The 14,912-nt window shown below is 54.2% G+C and carries 11 protein-coding genes; 7 read left to right on the forward strand and 4 right to left on the reverse strand.

Annotated features, from left to right (window positions below; all coding sequences use genetic code 11):
• Positions 1-42: 42 nt before the first annotated feature.
• Together F7231_RS10495 and F7231_RS10500 are read right to left on the reverse strand one after the other, a co-directional pair.
• Positions 43-564: a hypothetical protein gene (locus F7231_RS10495; RefSeq protein ID WP_166691844.1), complete on the reverse strand. Its 522-nt coding sequence runs from the start codon at positions 562-564 to the stop codon at positions 43-45.
• A 195-nt stretch (positions 565-759) separates the two neighbouring features.
• Positions 760-2,487: a tetratricopeptide repeat protein gene (locus F7231_RS10500; RefSeq protein WP_229369789.1), complete on the reverse strand. Its 1,728-nt coding sequence runs from the start codon at positions 2,485-2,487 to the stop codon at positions 760-762.
• A gap of 301 nt (positions 2,488-2,788) precedes the next feature.
• Here F7231_RS10500 and F7231_RS10505 point away from each other — a divergent pair, with 301 nt between their 5' ends.
• From F7231_RS10505 to F7231_RS10515, 3 genes are all read left to right on the forward strand, one after another.
• Positions 2,789-4,057 carry an McrC family protein gene (locus F7231_RS10505; protein WP_166691845.1) on the forward strand — a complete coding sequence of 423 codons (1,269 nt, stop codon included), beginning with the start codon at positions 2,789-2,791 and terminating at the stop codon, positions 4,055-4,057.
• 236 nt (positions 4,058-4,293) lie between these two features.
• Positions 4,294-5,625, forward strand: a complete 1,332-nt coding sequence (locus tag F7231_RS10510) for a gluconate:H+ symporter (RefSeq protein ID WP_166691846.1) — start codon at positions 4,294-4,296, stop codon at positions 5,623-5,625.
• 292 nt (positions 5,626-5,917) lie between these two features.
• Positions 5,918-6,631: a hypothetical protein gene (locus tag F7231_RS10515; RefSeq protein ID WP_166691847.1), complete on the forward strand. Its 714-nt coding sequence runs from the start codon at positions 5,918-5,920 to the stop codon at positions 6,629-6,631.
• A 65-nt stretch (positions 6,632-6,696) separates the two neighbouring features.
• Here the strand turns inward: F7231_RS10515 and F7231_RS10520 are convergent, their stop codons facing one another.
• Together F7231_RS10520 and F7231_RS27395 are read right to left on the reverse strand one after the other, a co-directional pair.
• The gene (locus F7231_RS10520) at positions 6,697-6,894 is read right to left on the reverse strand and encodes a hypothetical protein (RefSeq protein WP_166691848.1); all 198 of its coding nucleotides are present in this window, start codon (positions 6,892-6,894) and stop codon (positions 6,697-6,699) included.
• Positions 6,895-7,213: 319 nt separating this feature from the next.
• Entirely contained in the window at positions 7,214-7,420 is a 207-nt protein-coding gene (locus tag F7231_RS27395) for a Uma2 family endonuclease (RefSeq protein WP_229369791.1), read from the reverse strand.
• Between the two features lie 324 nt (positions 7,421-7,744).
• On the opposite strand from F7231_RS27395, the gene F7231_RS10530 reads away from it, so the two are divergent.
• From F7231_RS10530 to F7231_RS10545, 4 genes are all read left to right on the forward strand, one after another.
• Positions 7,745-11,302, forward strand: a complete 3,558-nt coding sequence (locus F7231_RS10530) for a VCBS repeat-containing protein (protein WP_166691849.1) — start codon at positions 7,745-7,747, stop codon at positions 11,300-11,302.
• Between the two features lie 204 nt (positions 11,303-11,506).
• On the forward strand, positions 11,507-11,890 hold the full coding sequence (locus tag F7231_RS10535) for a hypothetical protein (RefSeq protein WP_166691850.1): 384 nt from the start codon (positions 11,507-11,509) through the stop codon (positions 11,888-11,890).
• A gap of 211 nt (positions 11,891-12,101) precedes the next feature.
• On the forward strand, positions 12,102-12,473 hold the full coding sequence (locus F7231_RS10540; RefSeq protein ID WP_085411022.1) for a BlaI/MecI/CopY family transcriptional regulator: 372 nt from the start codon (positions 12,102-12,104) through the stop codon (positions 12,471-12,473).
• Complete coding sequence (locus F7231_RS10545) at positions 12,460-14,847, forward strand: M56 family metallopeptidase (protein WP_166691851.1); 2,388 nt, start codon at positions 12,460-12,462, stop codon at positions 14,845-14,847. The genes F7231_RS10540 and F7231_RS10545 overlap by 14 nt, the downstream gene beginning before the upstream one ends.
• The last annotated feature ends 65 nt before the right edge of the window (positions 14,848-14,912 follow it).

The raw sequence follows: 14,912 nt of genomic DNA on the forward strand, positions 1-14,912 counted from the left end.
TTGCTGTCTGCCTACAAGCTGGCCTTGTAAAACAGCAAACGCCTAGTTGAACTGATAAATCATAGCCAGACTTACTGTTCCTGTTAACTTGGGTACTACAGCTGCAAAAGCAAACCATTCACCCCCTTTTCCGTCCTTACTTGCTTTGCCTGATACCCGTACCTGAAGCGTGTAATTGCCACTCGTAGTCGGCGTTAATGTCTGGGTGATCTGGCTAATGTTGACAGGTGTGTTGATAAACTCCCCATAATCTGCCTTCATGCCAATTAACAACGAACTCGTTGCGAAATTCACTACGGGTAGTGAGGTCACCAGATTACAGGGGAACAACGTGGCATAGGTGCTGGCATCATTGATAACCCGGAAGGCAATCGGCTGCTCATTCTTGTACGTTCTTCTGTACCACTGGTCTGTTAAACACTGCAACTGTGCGTTATCGAAGGCAATGTTCACCTGATCAAAGAAAGGGGTAGGATCCTTGACCGGGCTAGCATCCGTAACTCGTTTACAGTCGAGATTCATTAACGACAGCGTAGCCAGAATGAGGATTGACAAGGGCTTCATGAGTTAGTTTTTCATTGTAACGCTAAGCTAACTAGTTAATTATGTACCATTAGCAAGGTCAACAAGAGCAGTTGGCCTAATTACCTGACCGCTCATGTTTCTGCGTAACTTACTGCCAGGCAACGTACCTACACCCTGTCGGAACGGGGTGCGTCCCCAAACTGGCCGCTTGCAACGGTGCTGCCTTCTGGTGTCCTAATCAGCCCTGGCTTTTAGGTCTTTGTCAGCCAACTGCCAGGCTTGATTCAACAAGGTCTTCGTCTGCAGGGCTTTGGCGGTCAAACCCTGACTTACCTGCGCCCGATAAAGCCCTGCCAGCGCCCAGCCATTCCGGGGGAATATGTTTAAGTCGCTGATAAATACGGTCTCCGCTTCCTGATAGCGCTTCGCTTTAAGCAAGACTGTACCTAAATTTTGGCGTACCGACAACAGCCAATCGGGCGGCTCATTGTAGTTCAACTCATCTTCCAGCGCAACGGCCTCCTGAAGAAGCTTGATGCTTGATGGTAACTGCCCTTCCTGCTGTAGGATTTCAGCGTTTAACACTCGACGGGCAATTTCCAGAATAGAGCGCATCGAATTAATAGACCAAATGGTTAATTTAGCTATGTCCGGGTCAACGGTTAGTTTATTGAGTTGTTGGAGTTCCAGTCTGGCCTCGGGGAGTCGCCCTTTTCCAGCCAGCGCCAAACCGCGGGCGTAGTGCCGAATGGCGGTTGGGTATTTTAGGCTGACCGTATCAGCCTTGACCATCTGAAGAACCTCATCCCACCGGGCAAACTTGATAGCTACATGATATGGAATCGTGTAATAATGTTGCAGCGTACTCCAGCCGGGATCGGGCATCAGCGATTTCTTCGTGTTTTCGGCTACCTTTTGCGCTGCTGCCATCGCCCATTTATAGTTGCCCTCCAGCATGGCGGTAGCGACCAGGAAATGGTAGTTATGAGGAAAATAACTAAGCGGAAAAGCGCCCTGTGCATAAACGCCCATTAGGTACGAGCTATCCACTTTTACAGACTGCCAGTTGCTCAGCGAGCCCTGGTGATAGTTGCCCGTGCGGATGTAAATGTGCGACGGCATATGGACTAAATGGCTCGATCCGGGGGCCACGTTGCCTAGTATAGCCGCGCTCTTCAGGCCTCGCTCCGGCGTTCCAGACGCCTCTACAGCATGAATGTAGTAGTGATTGAGCGCAATATGGCGGGGATTTCGTGCCATCAATTTTTCCAGCGTAGTAATGATGCCGGGCGTCCAGGGCTTGGGTCGCCCATCATGCTCCCACAAGTCCCAGGGGTGCAGGTCCATCAATGATTCAGCGTAGAGAGCGGCAATATCCGCATCATTTGGAAATTGCTCGTGGACCTGCCCGATAGCAGTCGAATAAGCGATATCATAGGGTTTTCGGTCGTCGACAGGCTGAGCTGAGTAACGTTTTGCCAGGGCCTCGATCAGCGCTTTTTCTTTATCGGTACAATTAGCCGATAATTGCCGGGCTCGCTGAATAGCCGTATAAGCCCGCTCATAGTTATCGGGCTCCATGCCGGCATTGTAGTTTGGGCCCAGTACGTAACTGAAACCCCAGTAGGCCATAGCGCAGGTTGAATCTAGCCGGGTCGCTTCATAAAAGGAACGGGCTGCTTCGGCGTGATTAAAGCCCACTGCCAGCATAAGCCCTTGATTGAAATACTGTTGTGCTTCCTGGCTCCGCGTGGTAATTGGAAAATTCAGGTTGCCCAAACTATCGAAAAGCTGAGCTTTCTGTCCCGAACCATACCAGGCTTTGTCCGTAGGCTGCGTGCGACAGATCACTTGCGCCGTCGTTTGCGCACCGGTATTTTTCGTCTTAGGCTCACAGGCAATTATCAGTACACAGACGAGCATCGCCCACACCAGCAACTGAGGCAACAGAGGTCTTTTCATGATCGTGTAGGGGGTAGAGTGGCTATACTTATTCTGGTGGTGCCTCGCGTTGCTTGTCGATCCGTTACATTCAGCATTCAGCGGATTAGAGAGAAATGTAAGTAATTATTCCCCGAATAAATCCCGCCGTTTCAATATTGATTCGTCGGTAATGGGTTGTCAATTAACTTCTTGAACTTCACTAGCTGATCGTCTCGCTTTTTCAGTTAATTAAACCGGCGGCTTATCACTTGTACAAATCAGGCCGACGTTAACGCAACAACACGCCCCGGAACCAGCCCTTTCTTTGTAACTTGCTACTATGCAACGTACCTACACCCTGTCGGAACGGGGCACGCTACACCGGGCCAGCGATTACCCCAATCAGGCCTCGACGCCCGACGATGTGTTGCTGCCCGACGCCGACTTCGACACCGTCAAGCAACTCGCCACCCGAACAGATACCACCACCGCCGATGCCCTGCTCACGTATAGCCTATATCGGGGGCGCGAGCGAATGACGTGGCGTAATTACGTGGGCTTGCTGGCGTTTGTGAACGGGCTGTCGCTGGAGGTCCGTCCCAAAGCCGGTCACTTGCCAACGCTGCTACGTCACCTGCCCGAACTGGCTTTCCGTCAGCTTGATTCAGGACCATTTGGAGCCCAGCGTCTGCCCTTGTGGGAGGTGTTCATCAACGCGTTCCTGCGCGAAACAGCTCAGGCCCTGGGCCGCGGACTGGCCCGCGATTACGTTAGCCACGACGACACGCTCCCTACGTTGCGCGGGAAACTGCGCGTGACCGACCAACTGCGGCATCCCTACCCTCGCCCCGACCGGTTAGCCGTATCGTACGACGACCATACGCCCGATATTGCAGCCAATCGGGTGCTCAAAAAAGCGCTGCAGGTCGTAGCGGCACGTACCCACACAACCGCCAACCAGACCCGCTGCCGCCAGTTACTCGCCGCATTAGCCGACGTGTCGGAGCCAACGAATTTGACGGCTGACCTGCAACGTACCCAGACTGGCACCCGGTTATTGAAAACCTACGAGCCTGCGATTCGGTGGGCCAACTGGCTCTTGCGCGGACAGGGGCCGGGCCTGTGTGCCGGCCCACACGTGGCGCATTGCCTGCTCTTCCCGATGGAGCGCGTATTTGAGCAATACGTTGCCGCCGGGTTTCGCCGCGCGGGGGTCGACGTGCAGATTCAGCAATCGTCGGCCTGGCTCATCGATGATCATAACGGTACGCCCCGGTTCAAGCTCCGCCCCGACTTGCTGATACGCCATAACGACCGCACCATTGTGCTGGATACCAAGTGGAAAACGCTGGATGCTACCGATCAATCGGGCCATTACGGTATTGAGCAGGCCGATTTGTACCAGCTTTACGCCTATGGCAAAAAATACGACGCCACCGAGCTGGTACTTATTTACCCGGCTCACGACCAGTTCCGGGAACCACTCCAGCTCTTCGGCTACGACGCCAGCCTCCGCCTCCGCATAGTCCCTTTCGATTTGGATAAACCGCTGAACGACGAGATAGCGGCGCTGCTGGGTAACCTCACTCCCCTCCAGCTCCTCTCCTGAAATACAGGTGGTCCGGCATTCCGGGAGGAGAACCGCTTCGGCGTAGCCTCGCTAGTCGGTTAGGCAGATCCCATAGTCGCTTGGCTATGATGAGTGATAAAATGGCTAACAACGAGCCTGCCAGCAGAGCTACACTAAAGCAACTCCCCTCTCCTTTTGAAGGAGAGGGGCTGGGGATGAGGTCAAGCATTCGCGAAAGCTCCCTATCTTGAGGGCTCCTAAACCGATTCCTCTTTATGCCTCTTTTGCTCACCGTCGCCGGAATACTGGCGTTGATCCTCCTCATCGCCTATTTTCACCTCGACACATTCATTGCCTTTATCCTCGTTTCGGTCAGCATCGGGCTAGCGGCGGGTATGGACGTACCTGCGGTTGGCAAATCCATTCAGACCGGTATTGGTAACACACTAGGCGACCTGGTGCTGATCGTTGGCTTCGGGGCCATGCTTGGTCGCGTGGTGGCCGAAAGCGGAGCTGCACGCCGCATTACCAACGTGCTCATTGATCTATTCGGTATCAAGAACATTCGCTGGGGGCTGGCGCTGGCGGGCTTCATCATTGGTATTCCGCTGTTCTATAATGCCGGTTTCATCATTGTGGTGCCGCTCATTTTCACCATTGCCGCTTCCACCAAACTGCCCATGCTGACCGTAGCTATTCCTATGCTGTCGGCCTTATCTGTCGCGCACGGGTATCTGCCGCCGCACCCTTCGCCCGCTGCGCTGGTGGGTCAGCTAGGGGCCGATCTGGGCAAAACGCTGTTCTACGGCATTCTGGTGGCCATTCCGGCCATTGTAATTGCCGGCCCACTCTTTGGCAAAACGCTGGGCCGATTCAACCCCAAACCCGACCGCGAGGTATTCGATCCCAACGAAGTACCCAAGACCGATCTGCCGGGTGCAGGCATCAGCTTTTTTGTGGCCCTGCTGCCCGTAGCGATGCTGACCATTTTTGGCCCGTTACGCGGTTATTTGAAAACGCAGGGGCTCGACCAAACCCTTGGCGGCAAGGTGCTGACACTGCTTGGTGAGCCGTATATCGGCATGCTGGTATCGGTGCTGGTGGCGGTTTATACGCTGTCGCTACGTCGGGGCGAAACCATGAAGCGGTCGATGAAATTGCTGGAAGAAGCAATCAAAGCGGCATCGCCAATTTTGCTGGTCATTGCCGGGGCCGGGGCACTGAAACAAATTTTCAACGACTCAGGAACCAGCGTTTACATTGGGCAGCAGTTGGCCGGGCTGAACATGCCGCCGCTGGTGCTGGGCTGGGTTATGGCTGCCATTATCCGCGTGTGTGTAGGGTCAGCTACCATTGCGGGCCTAACCACGGCGGGCATCATGTTGCCGTTGTTACAAAGCCAGACGGGGGTCAATCCAGAACTGATGGTGCTGGCGATCGGGGCGGGCAGCCTGATGCTGTCGCACATCAACGATCCCGGTTTCTGGCTGTTCAAAGAGTATTTTAACCTTAGTATCAACGATACCCTACGTACCTGGACGGTCATGGAAACGATCGTCGGCGTGGTGGGGTTGCTGGGTGTGCTGACGCTGAATGCAATCCTGTAATTCCGTCAGCTAAAGCAGATGGAAAATTTTTCCACTGATTATTTGTGCTAAAAAGACCCGCTTACTTCATCGCAGGATATGCCGTTATTCTGTTTCTGATTTTTCGGTTCGGTACCGACCAGGAGGCACCGCTATACCGGATTTTGATCAGGGTAGCTATTGCCAGTCTACTGACGTTTCTTTTCATGCGTGGGTTTAGCTTGCTGAGGCGGTCAGGCAATTAGCCGCCGTTCCAGGCATCCGGTCTATCGGGTTTCGTAACCCACAGCCGGTTCTGCCTGTTATTTGCGGTATGATTGCGTTGGTTCTAACGGCTTTCCTGCTCACTACCCCACCCGACAGTATACCGCCTGCCGATACGTTACCGGCTGGCCGGTTCAAAACCCGGTTCGCCTTCAACCTCGACTTTCGAGACTCGTTTCTTGAACGGCAGCATGTAAACGTCTGGGGCCTGAACGCCGGCATCGAGTTTGGTCAAAAGCGGCATCAATTAACCCTTGGTTATTACTGGCTGGGGTACGCCTCGTACCTGCGCCTGATCGACTGGCGGCGCGATGCGGCCCGGCTTGTCAACCTGAATTATTACACGCGGAACGACCTGTGGTTTGTCAATGCCCAGTACCGGATCAATCTTGTCAATAATCGCCGCTGGCTGGTTAGTATGCCACTCGAAGTCGGGGGCGGTGTGGCCTATGCTATTCCCAGCACCCTTCGGCAAAACGTTCAGATTGACCGTACCCAGCGTAGCTTCTTTGTACCACTCCAAGTGGGTGCCTTCAGTAGTTGGCGCGCCACCCGGTGGGTTGGTTTCAGCGGACAACTGGGTTACCGCTACTCGATATTTCAGACCGACATCGACCAGAACTTCAATGGCATGTACTACAGCATTGGCGTAACGGTGTACCCTACCCTCGCAACAGACCTCTGGCGCTTCCTGACCAAAAGAGAGCGAATCTCGCCTATCCATCCGCCCCAACCGAGACAAGAGCCAAACAAGACGGAGTGACGGCAGTACATGAAAAAAGCCGAAACCTGGAAGGGTTTCGGCTTATCTATGCAGGTTAAGCTGGATCAACTATTGCGGCTACCGCCACCGCCAAATAGCTTAGATATCAGCCAGATAGCTACAGCAATAACGACGATAACGCCAATGATACCTGTATAAGCACCTGCTTTGAAGATACCAGCGATGGCATCGCAACTGGTCATAAAAAACAGAAAGAACAGAGCCACAAAGGCGCTGGGTACAAAGCGGAGAAGCGTTTTCATATACGTTGATTGGTTTGGTGCAATGAATGACTGGCCGATTGTCGGCACGTGCACAATTAACCTACTCTTTCTCACTTTGTTCTAAGCATCACTGCCTTCTTATTCTGTTACCCGAAAAGCATCTACAGCGTCATCAAGTGCTATAAAGCCGTCATATTAGCCGCTTTATCGAAAACAGCACGAACCGGAATGGCAAATTCCGAAACGGCTTTACTGACGATAGTTTGTTTGCGTGAGTACTACCTGCCGCTTCGTACTCATCCGTATCAGCATTGATTGTAAACTCCTCGATTTGTTGCCGAAGCGGATCAACAAGCTATTATTCAGCTACGCTATGCGCCGCATAGTCGATGAACGTTGTCTCCCGGTCATGCTTCTGGGTGCTTTTCGACAATACTTCAACCACTCGATTAGGGGCCGGGTAGTAGAGTTGATCGGGCTCAATTACCGCTGCTTTTTCCATACTCCAGAAACAAACATCCGGTTTACAGCTATTGCGGGTCAGCTCCACCAACGCCTTTTCCATCCGAACGAGGCCCAAATTTCGTTTTGTAACGAACACATTCAATAGTTCATCACTGCTTCTTTATGCCGATACAGCGCAGGTGAGTGTACAGCAACTTCGCCGTTGTATAAACTCAGCCTTCCTATCGTCGTCGAGTCATTCGTAGAAAGCGCGGCGTTTTCCGTTCTCGTTGTTCAAAATCACCAATGCCTGCCGAATGATCAGCGGAGCTTTCAGGGTGTCAATAATTGATACAGTAGTTCAGTTATAACAGATACGGTAGTCTTTTAAAGACAGGCTTTTTGTACTAACGTTGTGGTTAAACCTACTGTTCAACAGCACCCTATGCGCTTTCCGCTTTTGCTTGCCATTACGCTTCTTCTGGCTGGTTGCCGTAACGCTGAACCTGCGCTGTTTACAGCGCTCGACGCCAATGAGACGCACATCACGTTTGCCAATACCATTACCGAAACGGCCGAGCAAAACGTGTTGCAGTACGAATACACCTACAATGGGGGCGGGGTAGCCATTGGTGACCTGAACAACGACGGACTGGCCGACGTGTATTTCACCGGCAATCAGGTTTCCAACAAGCTATATCTCAACAAAGGAAAATCTGAATCAGGTAAGCTCTCTTTTGAAAACGTGACCGACACCGCGGGCGTAGCAGGTCGGTCGGGGCACTGGAAAACGGGGGTGACCATGGCCGACGTAAACGGCGACGGCTGGCTGGATATCTACGTCTGCTATTCGGCCCTGAACGACCCGGCCGCCCGCGCCAATCAGCTGTTTATCAATAACGCAAAAACAGGCGTTCCTACCTTCACCGAACGCGCCGCCGACTACGGCCTCGACGCGCCAGGTACGTTCTCGACCCAGGCCAGCTTTTTCGATTATGACCGCGACGGTGACCTCGACATGTTTCTGGTCAACCACGGCAACATGTTCTATTCGCCGTTTTTCAACACCAGCGCCGTCCGCAACAAACGCCACCCGTATTTCGGGAATAGGTTGTATAGAAACGATGGGATGGGAGCCGGGAACTTAGGGCGGGAGGAGAGGGGCGTCCCTCAGCAGAGCAACCCCAAGCTCCAGGCCCTAATCCCCCAGCCTCATTTCACCGACGTATCCGAAGAGGCGGGCATTCATGGCGGGAGCATCAACTTTGGGCTGGGTGTGGCCGTTAGCGACCTCACCGGCGATGGCTGGCCTGATCTGTACGTGGCCAATGACTACGAGGAGCAGGATTATTTCTACGTCAACGACCAGCACGGGCATTTCATCGAATCAACGAAGGAATCGTTTGCGCACATGTCGCGGAATACGATGGGGATCGACATTGCCGATGTTAACAACGATGCCCTGCCCGACGTGGTGACGATGGATATGCTGCCCGCCTCCTGGGAACGGCAAAAACTCTTGAAAGGCCCCGATGAATACGACAAGTTCCGCCTCATGGTCGACAGTGGTTACGGCTACCAGCATATGCGGAATATGTTGCACCTGGGGCGGGGGGCGTTTGGCGCGAGGCCTGGGACGGAGGGCTTTGGGCAGAGGGTCAAGCATAGCGGAGCTACCCCAAGCCCCAAGCCCCCCGCCCTGAACTCCCTGCCTCACTTCGCGGAGGTCGGCCAACTGGCGGGTATCTCGACTACGGACTGGAGTTGGGCGGCGCTGCTGGCTGATTTCGACAACGACGGGCGGAAAGATTTATACGTCACCAACGGCATCATGCGCGATTTTACGAGTCTGGACTTTCTGAAATACGACGTCGAGGCGGCGAAACAACAGCTGGCAGCACAAGGCAAATCGCTGACCACCGACGACGATATCAAGAACAACCTACCCACTGCTGACCTGATCGCTACACTCCCATCGACCAAGACGGACAACGTGGTTTTTCGCAACCGAGACGGGATACAGTTCGACGATGTAACTAAGCGCTGGGGACTGGCCGAAGGGGCGGTATCAACCGGAGCAGCCTATGCTGATCTCGACAATGACGGCGACCTTGATCTGGTAGTCAACAACACGAACGAACCCGCCTCGGTCTATCAGAACAACGCCAATACCCAGACACAGAATCAACACCTGACCATCCGGCTGGCTGGCGAAGGCGGCAACCGCTTTGGCGTGGGGGCGCTCGTGACCGTTACGCGAGGAGACCTTGTGCAAACGCAGGAACTCGTCCCCACCCGCGGCTTTCAGTCATCGATGCCCCCGGTACTGACCTTCGGGCTGGGCGCAGCCAACTCGTCAGCTAAGACGATCAAGGTACAGGTACGTTGGCCTGATGGTCGACTCAGCAACGTACCTGATTCGATTCAACCAAACAGCATACTGACCGTTCAGCAGGCAACTGCAAAGCAACCCGGCGAAACGGACCAGCCCATACCTGACGTCTTTTTCGGGCCCGTTTCTAACAGCCTTATTCCGTTTACGCATACAGAAAACCCATACGTCGATTTCAAACAGGAGCCTTTAATTCCGTACCAACTCTCGAAACAGGGGCCTGCTCTGGCCTCTGCCGATGTGAATGGTGACGGGTTCGTTGATGTGTTTGTGGGCAACGCAACAGGACAAGCATCAGGGCTTTTTCTGCAACAGTCAAACGGTCAGTTTAAGGCTGCGCCGGGCTGGAATGCAGGTGAAACGGGCATAAACCCACCCGCCGACGCCGTAGCGGCTCTCTTTTTCGATGCCGATGGCGACCGCGACCCTGATTTGTACGTCGTGCGCGGCGGCAACGAGTACGCTCCCGGATCGCCCGCCTATCAGGATCAGCTTTTCCTGAACACAAACGGACGGTTTGCACTGGCCTCGCCAAGTACGTTGCCCGTCGAGACAAGCCCCGGCAGTTGCGTGGCCGCGGCTGATTACGACCGCGACGGTGACCTCGATCTATTCGTTGGCGGCCGCGCTATTCCCGGCCAATTCCCGAATCCGGCTTCGTCGTATCTGCTTAAAAACAACGGAAAAGGCCAGTTTACCGTTGCCCAAACGCTGACGCCGGGCATGGTAACGGGTGCCGTCTGGACCGATGTGGACCGAAACAACGTACCTGACCTGCTGGTCGTAGGCGATTGGATGCCCGTTACCCTGTTCATGAATCAAAACAACCAGCTCACCCCGCCCGACCCACAGTCGACAGGGCTGGCGCAGACCGGTGGCCTCTGGACATGCATCGTCCCGCACGACCTCGATCACGACGGCGATACTGATTTTCTGCTGGGCAACCTGGGTACCAATGTGCAGTGGAAAGCTAAAGGCGATACCACGCTGACCATCATGGCCGCCGATTTCAACGCAGACGGACGCATTGACCCGATCATCTGCCAGCGCATCGACGGAACGCACATTCCCCTTGCTTCCCGCGATGAACTGCTCGACCAGATCAATAGCCTGCGCAAAAAGTACGTCCGTTACGCCGATTACGCCAAAGCTACCATGGAGACCATATTCGACGCCGGTACGTTGGCGAAAGCAAAGGAGTTGACCGTGAATACGCTGCAAAGCAGTATACTGGAAAATCTGGGCCGGGGCGTGTTTAAGCTGAAGCCCTTACCGATCGATGCACAGATTGCCCCGGTTCAGGGATTTATCGTGCAGGATTTCACGGGCGATGGCATTGACGATATACTACTAGCGGGCAATTATTTCCCCCTCCGCGTGCAGCAGGGCCGGTGCGACGCCGGGCAAGGCCTGTTGCTCAAAGGCACCCCTAAAGCTGGGTACGTTGCTGTTCCACCCACGCACAGTGGCCTTTACCTTACCGGCGATATCCGCCGGCTAATGGCTATTCCAACTACTACGGGCCAATCCAGACGGGGCGAATCCACGCCGGGCACGTTATTGGTGGCGGCGCGCAATAACGGGGCGGTAGTGACGCAGCGGCGAAGATAGGTAGGGTTAGCCGCGGGGTTTCAGATTGATTCAGATACAAGTCTTATGAACGACGGCAAATTTCGGAGGCAATACCGAATTGATTCGGCTCGGTTAGCAGGATACGATTATGGATCAAACGGGATGTATTTTATTACGATCTGTACGCAGGATCGTATTTGTTCGCTGGGCAGTATTGTAACTGATGAACAAGGCGCTTGCACCATGAAGCATACATCCATCGGGCAACGGGTCATCAACGGTCGGCTGACAATTCCCCAGTTTGCCCCGTTTGTTATGCTCGATTCATTTCAGTTAATGCCCAACCACCTGCATGGTGTTTTATGGATATGCAAAAGCGATTACAATGACTGGCAACCAAACGTATTTGGGCCACAACACCAAAACCTGGCTGCTATCATCAGAGGATTCAAAGCAGGTGTAAGCGCGTTTGCCAAAGCCAATCAGATTGATTTCGGCCCGCAGCCACGTTTCTACGACCGGGTTATTGGCAACGCCGATGAATTGAACCGCATTCGGCAATACATCGAAAATAACCCTACTAAATGGCAGGAAGACCGCAATAACGTCGAAGGTTTGTATATGTAAACCCGTACGCGTAGAGACGCATCCTTGCGTCTCATCCGATACAAAGGTTTCTGTCAGCCCAAAAAATTCTTCGCATTGGATGAGACGCAAGGATGCATCTCTACACGTCACGGGTGTTAAAAAATGTGATTTTCTAAAATTTCACGATCATACCCTTGCATCTACGAAATATTTCGTATACGTTTACTACGAAATATTTCGTAGATAAATTATGCGACCAACCGATTCTGAATTAGAGATTCTGCATGTACTCTGGGAACACGGCCCGCGCACGGTACGGCAAGTGAACGATGAGCTGAGTCAGCATCGCGAAATTGGCTACACGACCACGCTGAAGCTGATGCAGATTATGCACGAAAAAGGGCTATTGACCCGCACCGAAGACGCCAAATCGCACGTGTACACGGCGGCGTTGGGCGAGCAGGAAGCCCGGCAAACGATGATCGACCGCTTTCTGGAAACTACGTTTCGGGGATCGGCTTCGCAACTGGTCATGCAGGTACTGGGACGGCATAAAGCCAGCGCCGACGAATTAGACGAGATCAAAAAACTGCTAAACAACTTGGAAAATGAAGCTGACTAACTGGCTTAGCAGCCCCATCGCCGAGGCCCTCGGCTGGACGCTGATTCACGCCCTCTGGCAGGGCTTTGCGGTGGTGCTGGTCATCGCCCTCTTATTACACCTGGCACGTCGGAGCCGGGCGGCGCTTCGGTACCAGATCGGCATGAGTGGCCTGTTCATGCAGGTACTGGCTTCGATGGGTACGTTTGCTTGGTACTACGAACCGCGTTCAGTGATCAGCCCGGTTGCGACGGCATCTTCGCTCCATAACGGACCTACTGCGTTGTTGCCTACTACCGACGGGGCGTGGCTGGTTGGTATGCAGGGTTTCTTGAATACCCATCTGACCGAGATCGTTTGGGTTTGGCTCATTGGCGTTGGCGTTTTCGGCATCCGGCTCCTGGGCGGCTGGGCGTATGTGCAGCGGCTACGGCGTACGTCTACCCTACCCGTTCCCGCCACGCTGTCGGCTGCTACAGCCCGGATTTCCCGAAGTATGAACGTATCGGCGCGGGTACAGGTAACGGCACAACTGACGGGCCCGCTGGTTGTAGGGATGGTCAAACCCGTCATTTTATGGCCGGTTGGCCTGCTGGCAGGACTGAGCGCAGCCGATGTAGAGGCTATTCTGGCGCACGAACTGGCGCACGTTCAGCGGCACGACTACCTGCTCAATGTGCTGCAATCGATCGTTGAATCCCTGTATTTCTTCCATCCGGCCCTGTGGTGGCTGTCGGCGCGGATACGGGAAGAGCGTGAACATTGCTGCGACGATCTGGCCGTTTCTATCATCGGTGATGCTCGGGTACTGGCCCGCGCCCTGGCCAGGGTCGAGGAATGGCAGCGGAGTATGACCACCGCACCAACCCTGGCGATGGCGTTCGCCAGCAAACGGCAATTGCTGCTTCAGCGCGTACGTCGAGTGCTGGGTGTTCCCACGCAACCCCTCGTCTCGAACGGCAGCCTGGTTGGGCTGACACTTGTCACCCTGTTACTGGTTAGTGTATCGGTCTATGCCCTGCAGCCTGTTGACCAACCTAAGTCGACACGGGCTACCTGGCCCAAAACAACCCGACGACACACGGTGAGCACTGACAGCGAATATGGCATGATCGACAACCGTCGCATTGGGTACGTTGTCTGGAAAGGTCAGAAGCTCACCGCCGCTCGTGTAGCCGGTCTACAACGCCAGTTCGATCTGGTTACGGCTGGCAAGCTATCGCTCGACGTAGTGCAGCAGCCTAACCGCGATATTCTGCTGACGATTATCGAAAAAAACACGGCTTTCGATACAGGCATGAAGGCGCTCGGCGAGGGGTTAGCCCGGATCGATTATTCGAATATGACCGCTACAGCCCCTGTCGACGTACCCGCCACACCGGCAATGCCAGTGGTAGGTCTGCCCGAAACGCCCCCTACTATAGCGGGCGATACCTCCCGACTGAGGGCCGTTCAGCAGCAACTGGAACTGCTCACGAAGCAAATGCAGGAGCTAATGGCCGAACGCCAACCGATGGCCGACAAACTGAGCAAGGAAATGGCTGAACTGTCGGCAAAGAGTGGTTATCTGAGCCCTTACAGGGATCAGATTAACCAATTAATGAAGCAACAACAGGCGCTGGCAGCGAAAATGCTCGCGTTGCAGCGGGAAACACAAACGCTGTCCCGGCAAAATTCGGCGAAAGCCAAAGCGTTGATGCAACACAAAGAGGCGCAGTCGGAACAGCTCGAAAAGCACCTCAGTATGCTCGACGAGCAGATGTCGAAATTAGACAGCCGTCTTGAGCCACATCGGGAGCGTTTGGAAGTGCTAGCCGATTCGCTCGCCAGACTTTACGAACCAGCTAATGCACTTTCGGGAAAAATGGGTGCTTTAGCGGAACAATTATCTGAACAAGTCGAGGGAACTATGCGCCAGGCAGAGGCTGCGGCTGAACATGCAGAAAGACAAGCTGAAGAAGCTATGCGTCGGGCCGAAGATGCCATGAACCGATTAAACGGAGAAGTCATGCCAGCCCGTGCCCCCCGTCCAGCTAAACCAGCGCGCCCGTCACGGCCAGCCAAGGCGCCAAAAGCACCCCGGCCAGCGGTGAGTACCCCCGCCGTTCCGGAGCCAGCTGCCGCACCAAGCTCCGCTCCGCTCCCGGCAGTTCCACCGAAGCCAGCTGCCGCGCCGAAAGCGCCCAAAGTAGGTCGTGTAAACGCGCCGGTTGACTTATCCTTGCCTGTCGTATTCACTCAAGCTGACAAGAAATTACTTGCCACAATCAAAGCAGAAATAATGACGAGAGTAGACAGAGCTACGGACAAGACGCCATTCTGGAGAACGGAACACATGCTACTCGCCGACAATGGAAACCTCAAGAAAGTGGACGTTTCCATCCTGAAGCACTAGATAACGGCAGCCATAGAGGCAGTTAGCGACTGCTGCTCTACCAAACCGCCCTCGTACCCTCTTCT

Origin of the sequence: Fibrivirga algicola, from assembly GCF_011742925.1 — a bacterium.
GTDB classification, from domain to species: Bacteria; Bacteroidota; Bacteroidia; order Cytophagales; family Spirosomataceae; genus Fibrella; species Fibrella algicola.

Excerpts from the sequence above, each read along its gene's own strand:
- F7231_RS10495 (WP_166691844.1), bottom strand. The coding sequence starts at position 564 with ATGAAGCCCTTGTCAATCCTCATTCTGGCTACGCTGTCGTTAATGAAT.
- F7231_RS10500 (WP_229369789.1), bottom strand. The coding sequence starts at position 2,487 with ATGAAAAGACCTCTGTTGCCTCAGTTGCTGGTGTGGGCGATGCTCGTC.
- F7231_RS10505 (WP_166691845.1), top strand. The coding sequence starts at position 2,789 with ATGCAACGTACCTACACCCTGTCGGAACGGGGCACGCTACACCGGGCC.
- F7231_RS10510 (WP_166691846.1), top strand. The coding sequence starts at position 4,294 with ATGCCTCTTTTGCTCACCGTCGCCGGAATACTGGCGTTGATCCTCCTC.
- F7231_RS10515 (WP_166691847.1), top strand. The coding sequence starts at position 5,918 with ATGATTGCGTTGGTTCTAACGGCTTTCCTGCTCACTACCCCACCCGAC.
- F7231_RS10520 (WP_166691848.1), bottom strand. The coding sequence starts at position 6,894 with ATGAAAACGCTTCTCCGCTTTGTACCCAGCGCCTTTGTGGCTCTGTTC.
- F7231_RS27395 (WP_229369791.1), bottom strand. The coding sequence starts at position 7,420 with ATGGAAAAGGCGTTGGTGGAGCTGACCCGCAATAGCTGTAAACCGGAT.
- F7231_RS10530 (WP_166691849.1), top strand. The coding sequence starts at position 7,745 with ATGCGCTTTCCGCTTTTGCTTGCCATTACGCTTCTTCTGGCTGGTTGC.
- F7231_RS10535 (WP_166691850.1), top strand. The coding sequence starts at position 11,507 with ATGAAGCATACATCCATCGGGCAACGGGTCATCAACGGTCGGCTGACA.
- F7231_RS10540 (WP_085411022.1), top strand. The coding sequence starts at position 12,102 with ATGCGACCAACCGATTCTGAATTAGAGATTCTGCATGTACTCTGGGAA.
- F7231_RS10545 (WP_166691851.1), top strand. The coding sequence starts at position 12,460 with ATGAAGCTGACTAACTGGCTTAGCAGCCCCATCGCCGAGGCCCTCGGC.